Below are 22,121 nucleotides of genomic sequence, written 5' to 3'. Positions count from 1 at the left end.
AGCGAGAGGAGGTGCAGCGAAGCAAACCGTAGGCGCTGCCCCCGGATGAATCCCGGAGCGAAGGAACCCGAGCCTAGGCGAGGGCCGAACGTCAGGGCAAAGACCTTTTGGTTACTTTTGGGGCGTTTGCCAAAAGTGACCCGCCGTAAGGGCGGAACCCTAAGTGGCCGTTACCGCAGCAACGGATATGCCCCCAATCCCAATTGACTCAAATCCTCCCCTCATGGTCTCCTACACAACTTGTTACGGGTGCCCTTCACAGGGTGAAACGGGAAACCGGTGAATCATGTGCTTTACTCAAAGCCATGTCAGTCCGGTGCTGCCCCCGCAACGGTAAGCGAGCGAAGCGTCAGATCCACTGTGCCAACGCGGCATGGGAAGGTGACGCTTGCAGGTCGGCCAGACGCCAACCCCTCGTGAGCCCGGAGACCGGCCCGCAACACACAGTGCGCAGTTTGCGTCGCTGAACATAACAAACCCGCGGTGGGCGGGCGCTGTTCGAACCTCTGCGTGCCCGACTCGCAGGGGTTTTCATGCGCTCTATATCACCCGCTGACACTCCAGAGGGAAGCGCCATGTCGATCATCAGCAGCACCGGCAGCAACACCGACAAAATCTCCAGCACCGCCACCTTGAGCCAACGCCTGACCGCCGCGATCTTCGCGTCGATTCTGGGTGCCAGCCTTGTGTACTTCGCCGGTTTCTCGCACATCGAAGCGGTGCACAACGCCGCTCACGATACCCGCCACAGCGCCGCGTTCCCGTGCCACTGAGACCTGCCGACATGATCAAGCGTATCGCGCAAACCGCAGGCTTCACCGGCCTGCTGGCCGCCCTGCTGCTGACGTTGCTGCAAAGCTTCTGGGTCTCGCCGCTGATTCTGCAGGCCGAAACCTTCGAGAAGTCCGAACCGGTGGCCGTTCACGAACACGCCGCCGGCACGGCCGCACACACCCATGACGCCGAAGCCTGGGAGCCGGAAGACGGCTGGCAACGCGTGGTCTCGACCACCGGCGGCAATCTGGTGGTGGCGGTCGGGTTCGCCCTGATGCTCGCTGGCCTGTACACCCTGCGTGCACCGACCAAAACCTCGCAAGGCCTGCTCTGGGGCCTGGCCGGTTACGCGACCTTCGTGCTCGCACCGACCCTGGGCCTGCCGCCTGAACTGCCGGGCACCGCTGCAGCCGATCTGGCGTCGCGGCAAACCTGGTGGATCGGCACCGCCGCTTCCACCGCTGTTGGCCTGGCGTTGATTGTGTTCAGCCGCCACTGGTTGATGAAGCTGCTCGGCGTGGCGATCCTCGCCGTGCCGCACGTGATCGGCGCGCCGCAACCGGAAGTGCATTCGATGCTCGCCCCGGAGGCGCTGGAAACTCAGTTCAAAATCGCTTCGCAGTTGACCAACGTGGCGTTCTGGCTGGCCCTGGGCCTGATCAGCGCCTGGTTGTTCCGCCGCAAAAGCGATGGTCAATACCACGCATGACCGATGACCGCGCAGCGCCGACCTTTGTGGTCGGCCTGGGCTGCCAGCGCGGCTGCCCGGTCAGCACGCTGCGCGCGTTACTCGATCAGGCGTTGCAGGCGCATCGTATAGAACTTGAAGCGGTCAAGGCCTTGGCCAGCATCGACCTTAAACGCGATGAACCCGGCCTGCAGGAACTGGCCAGCCAACTGGCGTTGCCGCTGTTGTATTTCAGCAGCGACGAACTGGCCAATTATCAGCAACGTCTGAGCCACCATTCGCAGATCGCCTACGAGCGTACCGGTTGCTACGGCGTGGCGGAAAGTGCCGCCCTGGCCCTTGCCGAACAGTTGATTCAGGCACCGGCAAAACTGCTGATTTCCCGGCAAAAATACGCTCAGGCAACCTTGGCATTGGCCGGCGCTGCGTAAATTCCCGATAATCCCCCCGTTTGATCATGAGCAATCTTCATCTGAAGCGTTGCCCTGCCCCGTTTTTCACAGGATTTCTTCATGACCGTCTACTTCATCGGCGCCGGCCCCGGCGACCCGGAACTGATCACCGTCAAAGGCCAGCGGCTGATCCGCAGTTGCCCGGTGATCATCTACGCAGGCTCGCTGGTACCTGCCGCTGTGCTGGAGGGGCATCAGGCTGAAACCGTGGTCAACAGCGCCGAATTGCATCTGGAGCAGATCATTGAACTGATCAAATCCGCCCATGCCAAGGGCCAGGACGTGGCGCGGGTGCATTCGGGTGATCCGAGTCTGTATGGCGCGATTGGCGAGCAGATTCGTTATCTGCGCGAGCTGAATATTCCGTTCGAGATCATTCCCGGCGTCACCGCGACCGCAGCGTGTGCAGCCTTGCTAGGCGCGGAACTGACACTGCCGGACGTTTCGCAGAGCGTGATTCTGACCCGCTACGCGGACAAGACCGCAATGCCGGCGGGTGAGGAGTTGAGCAGTCTGGCGCAGCATGGCGCGACCATGGCGATTCATCTGGGGGTCAATCATCTGCAGAAAATCATCGCCGAACTGCTGCCGCATTACGGCGCGGATTGCCCGATTGCGGTGATTCACCGGGCGACGTGGCCGGATCAGGATTGGGTGGTGGGGACGCTGGAGGATATTGCCGAGAAGGTGGAGGCCAAGGGGTTTCGGCGCACGGCGTTGATTCTGGTCGGGCGGGTGTTGGGCAGTGAGGTGTTTAGCGAATCGTCGCTGTATCGTGCGGGGCATGCGCATCTCTACAGGCCCTGAAGCAATTGTGGCGAGGGAGCTTGCTCCCGCCGGATCGCGGAGCGATCCCAAAACCAGACAATCCATTCATCACGGGTAAATGCATTGTCCGGTTTGTGACTGCTTCGCAGTCATGCGGGAGCAAGCTCCCTCGCCACAGCGCCATTTTCATGTTCGCAGTGAACACCTTACTCAGTAGTAGGCATTTTCTTTCTGCGTGTGGTCGGTCACGTCGCGCACACCTTTGAGCTCTGGAATACGTTCGAGCAAGGTGCGCTCGATGCCTTCCTTCAGGGTCACATCGGCCTGGCCGCAGCCTTGGCAACCACCACCGAACTGCAACACGGCGATGCCGTCCTCGACCACATCGATCAGGCTGACCTGACCGCCGTGGCTGGCCAGCCCCGGGTTGATTTCGGTTTGCAGGTAGTAGTTGATGCGCTCGTTGACCGGGCTGTCGGCATTGACCATCGGGACTTTGGCGTTTGGCGCCTTGATGGTCAGTTGGCCGCCCATGCGGTCGGTGGCGTAATCGACGACGGCGTCGTCAAGGAACGCTTCGCTGAACGAATCGATATAGGCGGTGAAGCTTTTCAGCCCCAGCGCGGTATCTTCAGGTTTTTCTTCGCCCGGCTTGCAGTAGGCAATGCAGGTTTCGGCGTACTGGGTGCCAGGCTGGGTGATGAAGACGCGGATGCCGATGCCTGGAGTGTTCTGCTTGGAGAGCAGATCGGCCAGGTAATCGTGGGCGGCGTCGGTAATGGTAATAGCGGTCATGGAAACTCCTCGCAGGCTTGGGCGCAGTTTACGCCAATCATTGCGCCGGACAAAGTCCTAGTATTTTTGTCGGGAAAGATTCTCGACAGGTGCGCGCATCGGTTCGCCCTCGATCCGCGCTTTAAGCCACTGATAGCTGCGTTTTTCCACCCATTCGTAGCTCAACCATGACCCCACACCAATCGCCAGAGCGCAGACGATGAACATCAGATACGGGTTGATTCCGTAGCGTCGCGCGATAAAACCACCAACCGACAACACCAACACGTGCATCAGATACACCGAATAGGAACAGTCACCGAGCCATTTCATCACCCGATTGCGCTCGACGTAGCGCTCCAGCGCCATGCAAGCCATCACCAGCACCGCGCTCGGCACGCCCCAGTTCAATAACCTTGGCGCCGGTGCCAAGTGATAGATCGCCATCATCGCAGCGCTCATCGCCAACAGCGGCAGCCACAGGCCGGCGCCAATCCAGCCCCGGCGATAGAGCACGCCAATGCCGATCCCCAGCAGAAACTCGTAGACGATGTCGGAACGGTAAAACTCGTTGAGCCAGCCGAACGCCTGACACACCGAAAACAGCAACGCGGCGACCACCAGCAAGCGCACCTGCCAGCGGAACACCAGCGCGCATGCAAACAACACATAGAAGAGCATTTCGTAGTTGAGCGTCCAGCCGACATTCAGCGTCGGATAAATCCCGTAGCCGCCGGGGTTTTGCGCAGGAATGAATAACAGCGACGCGAGGAAATGCGCCCAGTCCACCGTCTGATCCGGCAACATTGGCCGGGCGAACAGCACCAGCAACGCCATCAACAGCGTGTACAGCCAGTACGCCGGGACGATGCGAAAAAGTCGGTACAGCAGGAAGCGCGCGGGCGGCAGTGCTTTGCTTTCGGTGGAGAGGAAAATCACCAGACCACTGATGACGAAGAAAACATCGACGCCGACTGCGCCTTTGTCGATGAAGAACTGCCCGACCGGGCCGCGCGCCTTGAAGTCGAAGAAAATCTGCATGAAGTGGTGACAGACCACCGTCCACGCGGCAAGCGCCCGCAGGGCCTGCACTGAAATCAACATCGGCCGCTCCCGATCACAATTGCAAAAACACCACTTCACCCTGTGGGAGCGAGCCTGCTCGCGAAAGCGACGGCACATTCAACTTATTCGGTGCCTGACACTCCGCCTTCGCGAGCAGGCTCGCTCCCACAGGGGATTTGTGTGTTACCTGAAGCTGTGACAGTCGGCCTGTAGTAAACGATCAAAGATTCTCGTAGCGGTTCATGTCCAGCACGCCCTCTTCCACCGGGTCAGTTTCGTGGAGGTATTGGCTCAGGTCGTGGAAATAGAACCAGAATTGCGGATGACTGCGACGGATCCCCCAGCGTTCGACGATTTTCTCGAAACGATCGGCATCCTTGGCATTCTCCATGGCATCGACAAATTCCGATACTTGCTCGGCCGGAATGTTGAAGATGAAGTTCGGATAGCTGCTGAGCACGCCCGGGTAAATGGTCAAGGTGTCCAGCCCTGGCTGATAGCGCAGCGACTCGCCCAACAGGAACGCCACGTTGCTGTGCGCGCGATTGCGCAGCAGGCTGTACACCTCGCGTTTGCCGCTGCGAGATTCGATGCGCAGCATGGTTGCTTCCGGCAATTGGTCGATCACCTTCAAACCGCCGGCCGGACGCGAGGTCAGGCGACTCAGCGCCTGCTCGGCGTTCTGTAGCGCCGGGTCGATATTCGGTCGCGAGCAATAGGCGCCGTCACAGCGATTGATCGGATCCGGCCGCGCATTCAGGTCGCCGTAACGCGCCAGCAACTGCATGGCGAAGTCGTATTTCGGGTCCTTCGGATCGAGTTTCAGCGCGGTCGGTTTGTCGTCGTCGATCGCCTCATAGTCGAGCCACATCTTGAACTGGCCGCTGCTTTGGTACCAATCGTCGAGGTAGTCCTCGCGGGAATCGGCCGGCATCAGGCGCAGGAAGTTCTGCTCGGCGCCGTTGCGGATCAGGTCGAAATACAGGCGGGTTTGCGCCTGATGGGAGACGTTGCCGAACACATCGAAATTGACCGCCAACTGATAATAGGTGCGCTCCAGCAGTGGATAGTCGAACAGCCACATGGTCTGTGGCACTTCGCCGATCAGGCCTTTGGTCACCGACGCACTGTCGAAGTGGCGGAAAATGCTCAGCAGCGCGTTGTCGTTGCCGGCCCACAGGGTTGACCAGCTCGGAGCCGGCAGTTCGGCGTAGCTGTCGCGGCGCAGAGCTTCGTATTCATTGCGCTTGTTGCGGTAGTTGTGCCACAGGCTCAGCACACTGCCGACGTCATCGTTCTGCCCAGGCATTGCCAGCAACGGCGTGGCCTGGCCGCGATAGTTGGGGTCGGTGATGTAAAGATCGTGTTCCGGCGCCTGGAACAGCGCCCAGAAGTTATCGCGGATCACATCCGTCGCAATCTGCCCACGGCACACCGGACCGCGAATAAAGGTGCGGACAAAGTATTCAGCGTTATCGAGCATGAACTGATAACGCGCCTGCGCCGGAATCGCCTCGAAAGTGGCGAACGGGTTGGCCCGGCTCTGCGGGCCGTAACCCGGCAGCGCATTGACCTGCCAGTTGCCGCTGTAGAACAGACTCTTGACCCGCGCCATCTTCGCCGCACTCAGCGGATAGGTGATGTGGGTCTTGTGCACGATCACCCCTTGCACCGGCCACAAGCGGTAATACACCTGAGTGCCCGGATCGTCATTCGGGCGGCGGGTGGCGATCAGGTCGATCGGCTGCCCTGTCGGCGTGCGCGAACGCACCCACTGGAAGTAGTGCCCCGGCTCACCGTCCTTGAAATAGATATGCGCGAGGAACCAGTGTTCGAACAGCCAGCGCCCAACCAGACTCTGCCGCGCCCCCGGCGCATTGAGCAGGTTTTCCCACTGGACGATTTGCAGCGCTTCCTTGGCGCTCGGCGCCAGGCCTTGCTCGTCGATCGGCGCACCGGACGCCAGCCAGCGTTGCAGGGTCTGGTATTGCTGATCGGTCAGCCCGGTCACCGCCAGCGGCATGCCTTCTTTCGGGTGAGCGCCGGCATAGCCGTCAAACTCGGCGGGCATCGCGCACATGTTTTCCCGTTGCAGGCCGAGGACGATGTCTTCCGGCAGCTTGGCATTCGGGGTCAGCGGGGTTTTGTGCCCCAGTTCCAGCATCCGCGCCATCAGCGCCGCCTGGCTGCCCTGAGCGTCGAGTACCGAATAAAAGCCCTTCTGCTGCCAGGCACGTTTGCCGAAGGCGTCGTAGAACAGCCGCGTGGTCGGCGCCGCCTGAGTGCGTTCGCCGTCGTAGACCGGCATCTTGCTCGCGCCCCGCCCTGCGCCTTCGCCGCTGCCCAGATTGAGCTGGCACGCCGAGTCGTAGCAGGCGTGGCAGGCCACACACTTCTCGGTGAAGATTGGCTGGATGTCACGCGTATATGAAATAGAAGGTGAGATCGCGGGTTCCTGCGCAATGGCGCCCCAGCTTAAGAACAGCAAGAAAATGCTGATGACGCGGTACGACATGCCCATGATCCCGATCGTGAAAAAAACGCCCGCGATTCTACAGTATGACGCTCGCACCAACATGAACGATATTCATGCAAAAGCAGCACGTGCTCCAAAAGCGCACAGGTTTGTTATGATCCCGGCCCTTCGTCATGGTCTTTTCGAGTAGTCCCAATGTCCGATCGCAGCGTCCGCCTTCAAGCTCTCAAGCAAGCCCTCAAAGAGCGCATCCTGATTCTCGACGGCGGCATGGGCACGATGATCCAGAGCTACAAGCTCGAAGAGCAGGATTATCGCGGCAAACGCTTCGCTGACTGGCCGAGTGACGTCAAGGGCAACAACGACCTGCTGGTGATCACCCGTCCGGACGTGATCGGCGGCATCGAAAAGGCCTATCTGGATGCCGGCGCCGACATTCTGGAAACCAACACCTTCAACGCCACGCGCATTTCCATGGCCGACTACGGCATGGAAGAGCTGGCGTACGAATTAAACGTAGAAGGCGCGCGACTGGCGCGCAAGGTGGCCGACGCCAAGACCGCCGAAAACCCGGACAAGCCACGTTTCGTCGCCGGCGTGCTCGGCCCGACCAGCCGTACCTGCTCGCTGTCGCCAGACGTGAACAACCCCGGCTACCGCAACGTCACCTTCGATGAACTGGTGGAGAACTACACCGAGGCCACCAAGGGCCTGATCGAGGGCGGCGTCGATCTGATCCTGATCGAAACCATTTTCGACACGCTCAACGCCAAAGCCGCGATCTTCGCCGTGCAAGGGGTGTTCGAAGAGCTGCACATCGAACTGCCGATCATGATTTCCGGGACCATCACCGATGCGTCCGGCCGCACCCTGTCGGGCCAGACCACCGAAGCATTCTGGAACTCGGTGGCCCACGCCAAGCCAATCTCGGTCGGCCTCAACTGCGCGCTCGGCGCCAGTGAGCTGCGCCCCTACCTGGAAGAGCTGTCGAACAAGGCCAGCACTCACGTTTCCGCGCACCCGAACGCCGGTTTGCCGAACGAGTTCGGCGAGTACGACGAGTTGCCGGCGCAAACCGCCAAAGTCATCGAAGAATTCGCCCAGAGCGGCTTCCTCAACATCGTCGGCGGTTGCTGCGGCACCACCCCGGGCCACATCGAAGCCATCGCCAAGGCCGTGGCCGGTTACGCACCGCGGCAGATTCCGGACATCCCCAAGGCCTGCCGCCTGTCGGGCCTGGAGCCGTTCACCATCGATCGCAGCTCGTTGTTCGTCAACGTCGGCGAGCGCACCAACATCACCGGTTCCGCCAAGTTCGCCCGTCTGATCCGTGAAGACAACTACACCGAAGCCCTGGAAGTCGCCCTGCAGCAGGTCGAGGCCGGCGCGCAGGTGATCGACATCAACATGGACGAAGGCATGCTCGATTCGAAGAAGGCCATGGTGACCTTCCTCAATCTGATCGCCGGTGAGCCGGACATCTCCCGCGTGCCGATCATGATCGACTCCTCGAAATGGGAAGTGATCGAAGCCGGTCTGAAGTGCATTCAGGGCAAGGGCATCGTCAACTCGATCAGCATGAAAGAAGGCGTCGAGCAGTTCATCCATCACGCCAAGCTGTGCAAACGCTACGGCGCGGCGGTGGTGGTGATGGCGTTCGACGAAGCCGGCCAGGCCGACACCGAAGCGCGCAAGAAAGAAATCTGCAAACGCTCCTACGACATTCTGGTCAACGAAGTCGGCTTCCCGCCGGAAGACATCATCTTCGATCCGAACATCTTCGCCGTGGCCACCGGCATCGAAGAACACAACAACTACGCTGTGGACTTCATCAACGCCTGTGCCTACATCCGCGACGAGCTGCCGTATGCGCTGAGTTCCGGCGGCGTGTCCAACGTGTCGTTCTCGTTCCGTGGCAACAACCCGGTGCGTGAAGCGATTCACTCGGTGTTCCTGCTGTACGCGATCCGCGCCGGCCTGACCATGGGTATCGTCAACGCCGGTCAGCTGGAAATCTACGACCAGATCCCGCAGGAGCTGCGCGACGCCGTCGAAGACGTGATCCTCAACCGCACGCCGGAAGGCACCGACGCCCTCCTCGCCATCGCCGACAAGTACAAGGGCGACGGCAGCGTCAAGGAAGCCGAGACCGAAGAGTGGCGCAGCTGGGACGTCAACAAGCGTCTGGAGCATGCGCTGGTCAAGGGCATCACCACCCACATCGTCGAAGACACCGAAGAGTCGCGCCAGTCGTTCGCGCGGCCGATCGAAGTCATCGAAGGCCCGCTGATGTCCGGCATGAACATCGTCGGCGACCTGTTCGGCGCCGGCAAAATGTTCCTGCCGCAGGTGGTGAAATCCGCCCGCGTAATGAAGCAGGCCGTGGCGCATCTGATCCCTTTCATCGAACTGGAAAAAGGCGACAAGCCGGAAGCCAAGGGCAAGATCCTGATGGCCACGGTGAAAGGCGACGTGCACGACATCGGCAAGAACATCGTCGGCGTGGTGCTGGGTTGCAACGGCTACGACATCGTCGACCTCGGCGTGATGGTCCCGGCGGAGAAAATCCTCCAGGTGGCCAAGGAAGAAAAGTGCGACATCATCGGTCTGTCCGGCCTGATCACGCCGTCGCTGGACGAGATGGTCCACGTTGCCCGGGAAATGCAGCGTCAGGATTTCCACCTGCCGCTGATGATCGGTGGCGCGACCACCTCCAAGGCGCACACCGCAGTGAAGATCGAGCCGAAGTACAGCAACGATGCGGTGGTCTACGTCACCGACGCCTCGCGTGCGGTCGGTGTGGCGACGCAGTTGCTGTCCAAGGAACTCAAGGCCGGTTTCGTCGAGAAGACCCGTCTGGAATACGTCGATGTGCGTGAGCGCACCGCCAACCGCAGCGCCCGTACCGAGCGACTGAGCTACGCGGCGGCGATTGCCAAGAAGCCACAGTTCGACTGGGCCAGCTACACGCCGGTCAAACCGACCTTCACCGGCACCCGCGTGCTGGACAACATCGACCTCAACGTTCTGGCCGAGTACATCGACTGGACGCCGTTCTTCATCTCCTGGGACCTGGCCGGCAAATTCCCGCGCATCCTCGAAGACGAAGTGGTCGGTGAAGCCGCCACCGCGCTGTACAAGGACGCGCGCGAGATGCTCACCAAGCTGATCGACGAGCAGCTGATCAGCGCCCGTGCGGTGTTCGGTTTCTGGCCGGCCAATCAGGTGCATGACGACGACATCGAACTGTACGGCGATGACGGCAAGCCCATGGCGCGCCTGCATCACCTGCGTCAGCAAATCATCAAGACCGACGGCAAGCCAAACTTCTCGCTGGCCGACTTCGTTGCACCGAAAGACAGCGAAGTGACCGACTACGTCGGTGGTTTCATCACCACCGCCGGCATCGGCGCCGAAGAAGTCGCCAAGGCCTATCAGGACGCTGGCGACGATTACAACTCGATCATGGTCAAGGCACTGGCCGACCGTCTGGCCGAGGCCTGCGCGGAATGGTTGCACCAGCAAGTGCGCAAAGAGCACTGGGGTTACGCCAAGGATGAGGCGCTGGACAACGACGCGCTGATCAAAGAGCAGTACTCCGGTATCCGTCCGGCACCGGGTTATCCGGCCTGCCCGGATCACACCGAGAAGGCCACGCTGTTCACCCTGCTCGATCCTGAAGCCAGCGAAATGCGCGCGGGCCGCAGCGGCGTGTTCCTCACTGAACACTACGCGATGTTCCCGGCAGCGGCGGTCAGCGGCTGGTACTTCGCCCATCCGCAGGCGCAATACTTCGCCGTCGGCAAGGTCGACAAGGATCAGGTGCAGAGCTACACCTCGCGCAAAGGTCAGGAACTGAGCGTGACCGAGCGCTGGCTGGCGCCGAACCTCGGTTACGACGAATAAGCGCAACGCTCAGTCCCCGGACCTGCCGGGGACTGACCGTTCAGCGGGTTTTACCCGCCTGACAATGGCCCGGATGTACCGGGCCGTTGTGCGTTGCCGGCAGACAAACCGATCCGTTCGATCTCCTGTCGCGACAATTCGATGAGCCTGGCATTTCGCGCCGCCGCCTGATCGAACAGCCTGCTCAGATACAGCGGATCGTCAGCACTCAGAGCTTCGTCCTCGCCCTCCTCCAGCAACTGCGTTTCATCCATTTGCCTGAACGCTTCGGGCTGCTGCTCCTTGAGATAGTCCAGCCAGTAATCGCGCTGGATCAGGTCCTCCAGAAATCTCTCGGAGCGTTCCGCGCTGACCACCTCGGCCCGCGCATTGACCAACTGCTGCGGGGTGACACCGGAGACAAATTTCATGTTTTTCGGCTGCCCGGGCAACTCCAGTCCATCGTCCCAGCCCCCGGTCAGACCGATCCGGTAACCGAGGCGAACTTCGGCTTCGTCGAAACCACTGCGCGCAGCCGCCGCTTTTGCCAGTTCATCGACCTTGTCCAGCCGGAACAGCTGCCGCGACAGCGACAACAAGGCTTCACCGCGGATGCCTGGGCGGCCGGCCGGTAAATCGATCAAGGCGTTGTAAGTGAAGACCTTGCTCTCCAGACCACTGAACGTAAGGATGCGCCCGTCCACGCAAGTCCCGTGTGTGGCCGAGCCGGCGAAAATCACCTCGCGCAGCTCACTGTTGGCGGCCGCCGCCTCCATGACCATCCACACCCGTCGCGTCAGATCGGCGTTGGCTACGCGAAACTCCTGGGTGTCCTGCAATCGATCAAGCAAATGGAAGAATGCCGCGCTATCCGGTTCGGCAGCGAGTTGATCCCAGAGTTTGTCGCGTGCCAACGCCTGCTCCGCCGGCAGATTCGCCAGCCACGGTGCTTTCTGTTGCGCATGGGCCTGTTCGCCCGGGAGGGTTTCGTCGGACTCGATGCTGTCGGTGGTTTCACTGAGCCCGCCGGCAACGTCGTCAGCCATTTCCTCCAGATCGGAACTGGAAAAACCGAGCACTCGCGGGCGGTTACCCGCAGCCTGATAGGTTCTGAGCCTTTCAAGGGATTCCTCCGAGAGGTTGTAGTTGTCAGTCAGGTCGGTGCCGTCCATCAGCTCATCGTGCTGACCGTCCAGCGCCTGTTCGGGGATGGCGGTGATGTCGTTGCGACTGAGGTTGAGTGTCCGCAGGTGCTGCGCATCCAGCGTCCCGGCCGGCCATTCGGCCAGGTTGTTATTACGCAGATCCAGACTTTGCAAATGCTCGAAGTAGCTGGCGTCGAACGCCTCGAGATGGTTGTAGCTCAGGTCCAGTGTTTGCAAATGCTGCAGACCGGACAGCGCGGCATACAGCGGCTCGGTGTCAGTGAAGTTGTTGCTGGCCAGCTCGAGTCGCTCGAGCTGCGGCATTTGCCGGACGCCATCAGGCAGCGCGGTGAGTTCATTGCCACTGAGGGTCAGATCGCGCAGGTGAGTGAAGGACTTGAGAAAGCCGTTGCTGCCTTCGGCCGTCACTCGTGTGCCCGTCAGGTTCAAGCTGCTGACATGCCCGAAGTCCTCGGGCAGCGGCGGTAGATCACCCAATTGCAGGCCGTTGAGATCCAGAACCGCATCGCCCCCGGCAACCGATAACCGTGCGCGCCAGCAGGTGAGGATGCGCCACGCCGCCAGGCTGCGTGATTGCGAGGAGATGACCCAGTCGACGCCACGGGTTTCCCGGGTATACAGCCAGCCATTGAGTTGGCGAACGAGGGTTTCAAAGGTCTGACTCCAACCGGTGATCCGCTCGCTGATCTGCACTTCGGTCGCACCCTCATTGCGCAGCGCCTCGATCATTTGCGTGGCTTGTTCATCGCTAAGGGCCGGCTGCACTCGCTGCAGGTCCTGGCGCATCCGTGTCAGCCCGGTACTGACCGGCGCCTGCGTCAGCGGCAGCAACTGGCGGGCCACTGATACACCGTTCTCTGCCGGCGGAAAGGTCGCCGGCACCGGCTGCCGGGCAAACGCATCCAGTGCGCCGGCAGGCAGGCCGAGGGTGTCTTCGAGCCGCCGTTGGGCCAGACGCAGTTCAGCCGACGCCGCGGCGGTCAGCGGCGTACCGGTCAGGTTGGTATTGAGCAGTGCGGTGCTTTCAAGCACGGCAGGCGGCAGCGTGCTGATACGGGTGTCGCGCAGATCCAGCCACGCCAGTTGCGGCAGACCTTCGGCCCCTGTCGGCCACTGTTGCAGGTGCGTTGCCTGCAGGTCGAGGGCCTTCAAGCGCTGCAGGCTGCCAACGTTCATCTCGCTCAGCGGATTGTTCCGCAGATTCAACTGTTCGAGCGCAGGCAATTCACTCAATCCGCGCTCCAGGCCTGAAGCGTCGGTCAACTGGTTGTCGGCCAGATCCAGGTGCACCAGGCGCGAAAGGCTCTGCGACTCGATCGGCCATTCGTGCAAGGCATTGTCACTCAGATCAAGGGTTCGTACTTCGCTGAACGCACTGAGGAAACCGCGCATCTGCACGGCTGCAACGCGCTGGCCGTTGAGCAGCAGCGTGCGTACATGCGCAAATGCGTCAGCGGGTAACGCCGGCAGTTCGCTGAGCATCAGCCCCGACAAGTCCAGGGTCGAAGCACTGATGGTCGCGCCATAGCGCTTGAACATGCCCTTGCGCCAACTGGTTTTCAGGACATGGGCCAGGTTTGATCGCGCGACAAGTTCGCGCAGCGATTCTGCCGACACCACCACGCGCTGCTGCCACTGATTGAGTTGGCTATCCAGCGCGGCATATTGATCGCTCAAGGCATTGATCGCGGTGAAACGCTGCTGCTCATCCGGCCATTGTTCGAAGAAACGATTGAACACCCCCTCGGGCGATTGATTCACGCCCTCGCCCAGGCGCCGCAACTCGCCGCGGCAATAATCCCTGACCATCGTCTCTCGATCGATCAGGTGTTCCGGATGGGTCTTGACGTATTCGTACACGCCAGTGAAGTTTTCCCGGGAGAATCTTGACCAGTCCAGCGACAGCCCCGACCAGAGTTTTTCATGGCCCTGCAGCAGTGCTGCCGGCACGGTGCTGATCCCCGTGTCTCTGAGGTTCAGACGTTCCAGGGCCGGTAACTCCAGCGCACCCGCAGGCCAGTCGAACAATGAATAGGCGACGATTTCCAGTGTGCGCAGATTACGCATGCCGCTGACGTCGAAGGCCAGCGGCTGATAGCTCGAGGTGCTGACACTCAATGCTTCAAGACGGGTCAGTTGAGCCAGGCGTGCCGGCATGTCAGCGGCATAAGGCATTGCGCTGTAGAGCGTCAGGTCAGTGAATTCCGGCAAGTTCTGCAACACTGCCGGCACGTTGGTGAACGTTTCTGCGGTGGCGTTGATGCGCAGTGCCTTGAGCCTGGGGAAGCTGCCCAACAGTTCATCGACGTTGGCATCAGTGATGCACCGCCCCCTGACTCGCAGATCGCGTACATGCGAGAAGTCCGCCGTCAGCACCGGCAGCGGATCATCGCAGGTCAGATCGAGGCGTGCGGCACTCGCGCGGCTATCGGCCAGCGGCGAATTGAGCCAGCTCTGCTTGAGGCTGCGCACCACGCTGGATCGGCCGCCGATCATCGACTCCAGCGTCGGCTCCGGGGCCGGCACACCTTCCCATTGCGCCAGCGACGATCCGAGTTCCTGCCATTCACGCAGGCGCCTTTGCAACAGCTCGTAGATCTGCGCGTCAGTCCGCCCGGCGGCCAGTTGTTTGAGGATGAACCCGCCCGCTTGCTGATCGGTAAGCGCCGGATACACGTCCTGCACGCGCGTCACCAGCAACGGATTGACGCCTTCGCCGCGACCGCTGGCGTAATAACCCAGCCCGTGCTGGCGTACCCGCACCGGCGCCTTGAAGCGTTGCTTGTGGCCATGGCGCCTGCTCGCCAGTCGAGCCAGTTCGGCACGGTGTCGGGCCACATACCCGATCAGTGCCCGACGCAGTCCGGCGCTACGCGCAACCTGGGTAAAACCCAGGGCCTGCCGCGACTGATCGGGCAACGCATGGAGGATTGAGGCAAGGAAGTTGTCGCCGTGACGCGGAACACTGTCGAGCGCTTCGCCGCGCTCGTTGTACGCCTGATAGACCGGCCCGCGCTTGACCAGATACTTGGTCTGGCCGGCACTTTCGCTGCCGACGCTGTCAATCAACGGCCCGTCGAGGCTACTTTCGCGCACCTCGAGACGCACCTCGTCCGACCAGCCCGGCAGTCGTTCCAGGGCGCGCAATGCCAGCCATTGGCTTTCGCTGCCGCCGGAATTTTCCATGTGCAGGCCGGCGACCGCGTGGTTGAAGCGGCGCTGCCGGGCAAACTCACGGGAGATCTCCAGAAGGCGCAACGGCACCCGCTGACCGCTTTGCAGGCGCGCCAGCTCCTCGGCGTTCGCCTCCAGCAGCACGCGGATTGCCGCCGAGCTACCCAACCCCGGTGTGGCGGCTTGTAGCCTGGCGATTCGCCGGTCGTTCAACGCGGGCTCGTCATAGAGCCTGTCGAACATCGCCGGTTGCCGGGTGCGCAGGTAATCGGCGATCTGTTTGCGCAGTTCCAGCGGCCGCGATTCGACCACGCGCGCTGGCTCGGCGCCCAGCAGCCAACGTGTTTGCGGCTCATCCAGCGCGGCCAGAATACGCTCAGGCAATTGGCCGTCGAGCACTTCGGCGCGGGTCACCTGGATCGGCGTGCGCATCTGGCCCTCGACTGAGCCTGACTCCACGCCGAACAGCCGGCTGGGGCCGGACAGCTGCGCTCCGTCGAAGACTTGCAGAATCTTTCCGCTCGGCCAGCGCGGCATTTGCGTGAGCATTGGCAGCGTCAGCAGATACGAATCATCCAGGGTGGTTCCTCGTTCGACCTGATCGATCAGCCGCCCGACCTGCTGATCCGCCTCGTACAGGCGCAGGGTGTCGGCCAGGGCCAGTGGCGCTGGCTGATGATCGAGGTGCATCTGACGCAGCGCCTCATCACTGACACCACTGACATCGGCGATTTCGAGCAGTTGCGCATCCGAAAACGCCTCAGTCGAATGCCCGATGCGCCGCAGCAGGGTCAGTCGATCCCAGCTCAGCGGTCGCTCCAGGTTGTGGCGCCAGGCCCCCAGTCGATTGTGCTCAAGGATCGGTTGATACGCCGCAGGATCATACGGGTGGCGGATGCGCCAGCTTTTCAGGGTCTCGTCGTAGTGCGTCTGGTAGACCTTGCCTTGCTGGCGAATGAAGGTCTTGCCGTCGAATCGATACACGCCCTGCGCATCAGGCACGGCACTCGCCGGCAGGACACTATCGCTGACGTATGCATCAAGGTCAGGCTTCCACAGGCGGACCGAGCCGTCAGGCCGTTCGACCGGCTGCAAGTGCTCGATCACCGGCTCGGCGTAGGCCGCCTGGAGTCGGCCTGCGCCCTTGCCGACCGCGCCCATCACGCCAATCAGCGCCAGGTTCTGCGCCACATCGACCAGATGCGCCTTGGCAGCCTGGCGATCACCTTCCGACCATTCGATGGCGCCTTCGAATGATTCATAGAGCAGTTGCCCGGCCATCACGGTCATCATGATTTCGCCCAGTACCGGGACAAACATCGACACCAGGTTCAACGCCATCATGCCGAACTCGAGCAGATGACTGAGTTTTTCTGCGCGTACCCGGGCATCGACATCCGCAGTGGGGACGGCGTGGGCCCGCGCATCGGCGATGAATTTGGCCCGGTGCTGTTCGTAGAGGTATTGCCACAGATCGGTGTTGTCGGCCCAGATCCCGGCCACGCCTTTGCGCGTGGTTGGCAACGGGTCGAGAAACGGGTCAGGCTGCGGCTCGCGCTTGCCGGGGGCTTCGGGTGGCAGCTCCTTGATCCGCGCGATGGTCGACAATGGCGGTATCAGCTGCGCGACCTTGACCCAGATCGAATGCAACGGGTCACTCGGGGAGTCCGCAGCCTTTTGGGTGAACTGACTGAAACAGTAAGGACGGTCGGCATAAGCCACGAACTGACTGAAAAACTGCTGGTAAGCGGTCGGGCCTGGCGCGGAAGCCGTAGGGTCAGCAGCGGTGAACTTGCCTTTGAACACCTCACGCATCTGCGCCATGGTGTAGCGCTTGAGCGGGTGTTGCGGGTCATGGGGAATGTAGACGATGAATTCGTTGGTGTAGCGGTAGCGCTCGCTGATGCTGAACACCACGCAACCGGTCATCCGCCGCTTCATCAGGCTCAGATCACGAAACCACACGGCCTTGCCGCCGAGCTGCGGGTGGATCTGGCCGTCCACCACCGACAGAATCATCCGGTAGTCGGCGGGCTCGATGTCCTGTTTCAGCAGCGCCCATTCAGCGGCGGCACGCAACGCGGTTTTCTGGCTGGCAATGAAGTGCCGGCGCAAGGTGTCGGTTTTCTCGAAAAACGCTTTGATCCGTGCCTGATAACGGGCACCGACGTCCAGCGAACGACACAGCGTCAGAAACTGCCTGACCGTGATGCCGATGTCTACTGCCTGAAACTCGCCCGGGGTTGCCGTCTCGACCACGAAACCGGATCTGGCGTGATAGGCACCTGCTTCACATTCCGAAGCCTCGAAGTTGTGCAATGCCGCTTGCAGCAAGGGCAGCTTCAACACTTCGAACGTGGAAACTTCAACTTCCAGCACCCCGAGTTCGAGGGGCCGTCTGAGACACAGCAAGGTCTTGTCGAGATCGACCGTCACGTTGAACTGGTTCTTGAGTGCCTTGCCGAGCAGCGCCTGGGCAAATGCATCGACGCTTTCAAGGCCGGCCATGGTCTTGTCGAGCCGGCTCTGGGCGACAAAGGCCGCCGTGACCCGCTCTTTCAAGGCTTGTTGCTGATCATTCGGGAAATGGTGATAGCCGTGCGCTGGCCGGGTACTGGCCACTTTCATCGCGGCTCGCCGCTCGGGTGAAGCGGCGATCAGCCAATCGGGGATCAGCTGCTCCAGCAGCTTGCCGTGAAGGCTGGCGCTGACCGGTGCGCGGGGCAATGTCGGGGGATGAGTGGACACCCTGTCTCTCCTGAAAAATGGGAGGACAGGACACCATGTCCGCCACGGTGATCTGCGGTACATAGTTATCGTATTGGCGCGGACGTGTTACCGGACAAGTCAGGAACCCGCGTGCGACCCACGGCACAACCCGCTGGATTGACTATGCTGTCGGGACAGCCTTTCGGACGGGGGATTTATGGACGATCCAGTCGACAACAAGCCACCGAGCTTCTGGCAGATGCTGCACAGCGTGATGGCTGCGGCATTCGGCGTGCAAAGCGGGAAAAATCGGGCAAGGGACTTCACCCATGGCAAGCCCAGCCATTTCGTGATCCTGGGGATCGGCTTCACCGCCGTGTTCGCTTTGACGCTGTTTGTCATCGTCAAGCTGGTACTGCATTTCGCCGGGGTCTGACAGGGTTCAGTGCATCAGGATCTGCAGGCTGAACGGGTAGCGATAAGACGCGGGACGCTCCTTGGCCGACAACTTGCGAAAACTCACGCCGTAATCCGGCGCGGCGCCCATGGCCAGCATTTGCTGTGCCTGATGCTTGTCGATCAGTTGCAGCAGCGACAATTGCCGGTCACGTCCGCCATAACGATCCAGATCGACGCCCTGCTCATAATCGTGCAACTCCACCAGCGCCCACCCGCCGAGAGTGAAGTGACCGCCCACCAGCGCGCTCAAGCGCCCATCGACCACCGCCCGCAACGCCTCGGGCGAGGTGTTGACTGCGCTGAACAGCGCATCTTTGCCCGGGACTTTGCCGGCTTCGGCAAACGCATGCATGGCGCCAAAAGCCATTTCATCATTGGCTGCCCACACCAGCGACACCTTCGGATAACGGCTGACCAGTTGCCGCGCCTGCTCGTAGGCACGTTGCCGGGTCCAGCCGCCGTACACCAGTTGCCGCAGTCGAACCTGCGGATGCTCGGCCAGAGCGCGTTGCATGCCCTGCTCGCGCAATTGCGCTGACGGGGTGATCTTCAGGCCGGAAAACGCCAGCACCTCAATCTGTTCGCCCCGCGCCACCGGCGGATGCAGGCGAATCAGTTCCTTCATCATCAGGTAGCCGCCCTCCTCGTCATTCGGCACCAGGCTGCCGATGCGATCGGCACGCTCGCCGATCAGCGCCTGCTGATCGGGGGTGAGCACCGCGTTGACCATGAACAGCTTGACCCCGCTGCCCTCCGCCATACGCAGGATCTGCGGCGCCACGTACTGCTCGTTGACGAATACCAGATAGTCGGGACGATTCGGTCCCTGCAGGGCAACTCTGGCCTGAGCCAGGGTGAATTCCGGCTGGCGCTGGGAATAGAGAATCTGCAAATCGACGCCCAGGTCACGGGCGGCCGCCTGCATGAATTGTGAGTAGCTGACCCAGAAGGCTTCCTGAGTCGAGCCCGGGTTGAGGAACAGCACCGACTCGGCCCGGGCCGCAGAGCCGAAAACCGCACCGAACAGCAGAAGGCTGAGGTGGAAAAACTTCAACATGAATGATCCGGGCCCAAGGAAAAATGGCCGCGCATTATAGCCCCCTATCAGCGGCTATTGACGCCTGATCCCGTTTTTTGTCCGACAATCGTCGGAAGCGGACCCGGATCGGTCGTTTACTGATGACTGACCCAGAATACCGCCGTCCCTACTACCAGAATAATCAGGAACAGAATGGCCCATGCATCGACACTGCTATCGCTTTTTCTTGCCTTGGTCGGATTGCTCATTGCATCGCCTCTTGTCGGTTTTATCGGTGATTGCAGAAAGACTCGATCACAGTTAAGACGATGATTGTCCCCGCGACAAATGTGGGTTAATCAACAACTATTCTCGTTAGGCGATTTGGTTCTTTACATATACTCAAACATCACTTTTGCGCATAACTGCAAACGGGTATATTGCCCCGGCTCCGTTAGGGAGTGCGCGGCCGTGCGCGCGTAATTGCCGAGGCACCATCGGACTCCAGCAAGCGAAAACGCAGCGTTTTCCGAGTAGCCCAAAGCCTGAGAACAGGACTTATATGTACGTATACGACGAGTACGATCAGCGGATCATCGAGGACCGCGTCAAGCAGTTCCGTGATCAGACCCGACGCTATCTGGCAGGCGAGCTGAGCGAAGAAGAATTCCGCCCCCTGCGCCTGCAAAATGGCCTCTACATCCAGCGTTTTGCGCCGATGTTGCGCGTGGCGGTGCCTTACGGCCAACTGACTTCCCGTCAGGTGCGCATGATGGCCAAGATTGCCCGTGACTACGACAAGGGCTACGCCCACATCAGTACCCGGCAGAACGTGCAGTTCAACTGGCCGGCGGTGGAAGACATCCCGGACATCCTCGCGGAACTGGCCACCGTGCAGATGCACGCGATCCAGACCAGCGGCAACTGCCTGCGCAACGTCACCACCGACCAGTTCGCCGGTGTCGCTGCCGATGAAGTGATCGACCCACGCCCATGGTGCGAAATCGTCCGTCAGTGGACTACATTCCACCCGGAATTCGCCTACCTGCCGCGCAAGTTCAAGATCGCCGTCAACGGTTCGACCGCTGACCGTGCGGCCATCGAAGTCCACGACATCGGCCTGGAGCCGGTCCACAACGCCGCCGGCGAGCTGGGCTTCCGTGTGCTGGTCGGCGGTGGCCTGGGCCGTACCCCGGTGGTCGGCGCCTTCATCAACGAATTCCTGCCATGGCAGGACCTGTTGAGCTACCTCGACGCCATCCTGCGGGTGTACAACCGTTATGGCCGTCGCGACAACAAATACAAGGCGCGGATCAAGATCCTCGTCAAGGCGCTGACCCCTGAAGTGTTCGCGCAGAAAGTCGATGCCGAGATGGAACACCTGCGCGGTGGCCAGACCACTCTGACCGAAGCCGAACTGCATCGCGTCGCCAAACACTTCGTTGATCCGGACTACAAGGCGCTGGAGAACCAGACGGCTGCTCTTGCCGAACTCGACAAAGAGCATCCGGGTTTCGCCCGCTGGCGCTCGCGCAACACCCTGGCGCACAAGAAGCCGGGTTATGTGGCCGTGACCCTGTCGCTGAAACCGACCGGCGTTGCGCCGGGCGACATCACCGACAAGCAGCTCGACGCCGTCGCCGATCTGGCCGAGCGCTACAGTTTCGGTCAACTGCGCACGTCCCACGAGCAGAACATCATTCTCGCCGACGTCGAGCAGAGCCAGTTGTTCACCCTCTGGGGCGAGCTGCGTGAAGGTGGTTTCGCCACGCCGAACATTGGCCTGCTGACCGACATCATCTGCTGCCCGGGCGGTGATTTCTGCTCGCTGGCCAACGCCAAGTCGATCCCGATCGCCGAATCGATCCAGCGCCGTTTCGACGACCTGGACTATCTGTTCGACATCGGTGAGCTGGACCTGAACATCTCCGGTTGCATGAACGCCTGTGGTCACCACCACGTCGGCCACATCGGCATCCTCGGGGTGGACAAGAAAGGTGAAGAGTTCTACCAGGTGTCCCTCGGTGGCAGCGCCAGCCGTGACGCGAGCCTGGGCAAGATCCTCGGCCCGTCCTTCGCCCAGGACGACATGCCGGACGTGATCTCGAAGCTGATCGACGTGTACGTTGAACAACGTACCGAAGACGAGCGCTTCATCGACACCTACCAGCGTATTGGCATCGACCTCTTCAAGGAACGCGTCTATGCAGCGAATCATTAAGAACAACGAGGTGGTCGACGAAACCTGGCACTTGCTGCCCAAGGACGCGACCCTCGACGGTATCTCCAACTGCGACGACCTGATCGTGCCGCTGGCCCTGTGGCGCGATCATGCTCACGCGCTCAAGGCCCGCGACGGCGGGCTGGGTGTGTGGCTGGACGCCGATGAAGAAGCCGAGGAAATCGGTGACGACGTCGCGCAGTTCCAGGTCATCGCGCTGAACTTCCCGGCCTTCACCGATGGCCGCAACTACTCCAACGCCCGCCTGCTGCGCGACCGCTATGGTTTCAAAGGTGAACTGCGGGCGATTGGCGATGTGCTGCGCGATCAGCTGTTCTACATGCACCGTTGCGGTTTCGATGCGTTCGCCCTGCGCGCCGACAAGGACCCGTACGAGGCACTGGAAAGCCTGAAAGACTTCTCGGTGACCTACCAGGCCGCCACTGACGAACCGCTGCCGCTGTTCCGTCGCCGCTGACTCGAATACGCCTT

At 61.2% G+C, this 22,121-nt stretch carries 14 protein-coding genes and 1 riboswitch; of the genes, 9 read left to right on the top strand and 5 right to left on the bottom strand.

Annotation, left to right across the window (positions count from 1 at the left end; translation table 11 throughout):
• Positions 1-230 precede the first annotated feature (230 nt).
• A riboswitch (cobalamin riboswitch) is annotated at positions 231-452 on the top strand.
• 123 nt (positions 453-575) lie between these two features.
• From QRN61_RS12535 to cobM, 4 genes are all read left to right on the top strand, one after another.
• Positions 576-773 carry a CbtB domain-containing protein gene (locus QRN61_RS12535; RefSeq protein ID WP_003225486.1) on the top strand — a complete coding sequence of 66 codons (198 nt, stop codon included), beginning with the start codon at positions 576-578 and terminating at the stop codon, positions 771-773.
• An 11-nt stretch (positions 774-784) separates the two neighbouring features.
• Positions 785-1,483 carry a CbtA family protein gene (locus QRN61_RS12530; RefSeq protein WP_103366942.1) on the top strand — a complete coding sequence of 233 codons (699 nt, stop codon included), beginning with the start codon at positions 785-787 and terminating at the stop codon, positions 1,481-1,483.
• On the top strand, positions 1,480-1,893 hold the full coding sequence (locus QRN61_RS12525; RefSeq protein WP_098964192.1) for a cobalamin biosynthesis protein: 414 nt from the start codon (positions 1,480-1,482) through the stop codon (positions 1,891-1,893). The genes QRN61_RS12530 and QRN61_RS12525 overlap by 4 nt, the downstream gene beginning before the upstream one ends.
• An 81-nt stretch (positions 1,894-1,974) precedes the next feature.
• The gene (cobM, locus tag QRN61_RS12520) at positions 1,975-2,721 is read left to right on the top strand and encodes a precorrin-4 C(11)-methyltransferase (protein WP_285373909.1); all 747 of its coding nucleotides are present in this window, start codon (positions 1,975-1,977) and stop codon (positions 2,719-2,721) included.
• Positions 2,722-2,892: 171 nt separating this feature from the next.
• Here the strand turns inward: cobM and nfuA are convergent, their stop codons facing one another.
• The 3 genes from nfuA to QRN61_RS12505 form a co-directional block, all read right to left on the bottom strand.
• Positions 2,893-3,477 carry a Fe-S biogenesis protein NfuA gene (nfuA, locus tag QRN61_RS12515; RefSeq protein ID WP_003225494.1) on the bottom strand — a complete coding sequence of 195 codons (585 nt, stop codon included), beginning with the start codon at positions 3,475-3,477 and terminating at the stop codon, positions 2,893-2,895.
• A 57-nt stretch (positions 3,478-3,534) separates the two neighbouring features.
• Entirely contained in the window at positions 3,535-4,560 is a 1,026-nt protein-coding gene (locus QRN61_RS12510; protein WP_285373908.1) for an acyltransferase family protein, read from the bottom strand.
• Between the two features lie 181 nt (positions 4,561-4,741).
• Entirely contained in the window at positions 4,742-7,036 is a 2,295-nt protein-coding gene (locus tag QRN61_RS12505) for a fatty acid cis/trans isomerase (protein WP_285373907.1), read from the bottom strand.
• On the opposite strand from QRN61_RS12505, the gene QRN61_RS12500 reads away from it, so the two are divergent.
• Both QRN61_RS12500 and metH read left to right on the top strand, forming a co-directional pair.
• A complete protein-coding gene (locus QRN61_RS12500) occupies positions 6,936-7,187 on the top strand; it encodes a hypothetical protein (RefSeq protein WP_177325655.1) in 252 nt (83 codons plus the stop codon). The genes QRN61_RS12505 and QRN61_RS12500 overlap by 101 nt on opposite strands.
• A 5-nt stretch (positions 7,188-7,192) precedes the next feature.
• A complete protein-coding gene (metH, locus tag QRN61_RS12495; protein ID WP_285373906.1) occupies positions 7,193-10,903 on the top strand; it encodes a methionine synthase in 3,711 nt (1,236 codons plus the stop codon).
• Between the two features lie 50 nt (positions 10,904-10,953).
• On the opposite strand, the gene QRN61_RS12490 is transcribed toward metH, so the two are convergent.
• The gene (locus tag QRN61_RS12490; protein WP_285373905.1) at positions 10,954-17,970 is read right to left on the bottom strand and encodes an NEL-type E3 ubiquitin ligase domain-containing protein; all 7,017 of its coding nucleotides are present in this window, start codon (positions 17,968-17,970) and stop codon (positions 10,954-10,956) included.
• A 178-nt stretch (positions 17,971-18,148) separates the two neighbouring features.
• On the opposite strand from QRN61_RS12490, the gene QRN61_RS12485 reads away from it, so the two are divergent.
• Positions 18,149-18,367 carry a DUF2970 domain-containing protein gene (locus QRN61_RS12485; protein ID WP_007967863.1) on the top strand — a complete coding sequence of 73 codons (219 nt, stop codon included), beginning with the start codon at positions 18,149-18,151 and terminating at the stop codon, positions 18,365-18,367.
• A gap of 6 nt (positions 18,368-18,373) precedes the next feature.
• On the opposite strand, the gene QRN61_RS12480 is transcribed toward QRN61_RS12485, so the two are convergent.
• Positions 18,374-19,447 (bottom strand): ABC transporter substrate-binding protein, encoded by a 1,074-nt coding sequence (locus QRN61_RS12480; RefSeq protein ID WP_285373904.1) that lies wholly within the window; start codon positions 19,445-19,447, stop codon positions 18,374-18,376.
• A gap of 523 nt (positions 19,448-19,970) precedes the next feature.
• Between QRN61_RS12480 and QRN61_RS12475 the strand changes: the two genes are divergently transcribed.
• Positions 19,971-21,629, top strand: a complete 1,659-nt coding sequence (locus QRN61_RS12475; protein WP_027613706.1) for a nitrite/sulfite reductase — start codon at positions 19,971-19,973, stop codon at positions 21,627-21,629.
• Complete coding sequence (locus QRN61_RS12470) at positions 21,613-22,107, top strand: DUF934 domain-containing protein (protein WP_098964198.1); 495 nt, start codon at positions 21,613-21,615, stop codon at positions 22,105-22,107. Before QRN61_RS12475 ends, QRN61_RS12470 begins: the two co-directional genes overlap by 17 nt.
• The last annotated feature ends 14 nt before the right edge of the window (positions 22,108-22,121 follow it).

Source organism: Pseudomonas sp. lyk4-TYG-107 (genome assembly GCF_030209055.1).
GTDB lineage: Bacteria > Pseudomonadota > Gammaproteobacteria > Pseudomonadales > Pseudomonadaceae > Aquipseudomonas > Aquipseudomonas putida_A.
This window is presented reverse-complemented; position numbering and strand designations above follow the sequence as displayed.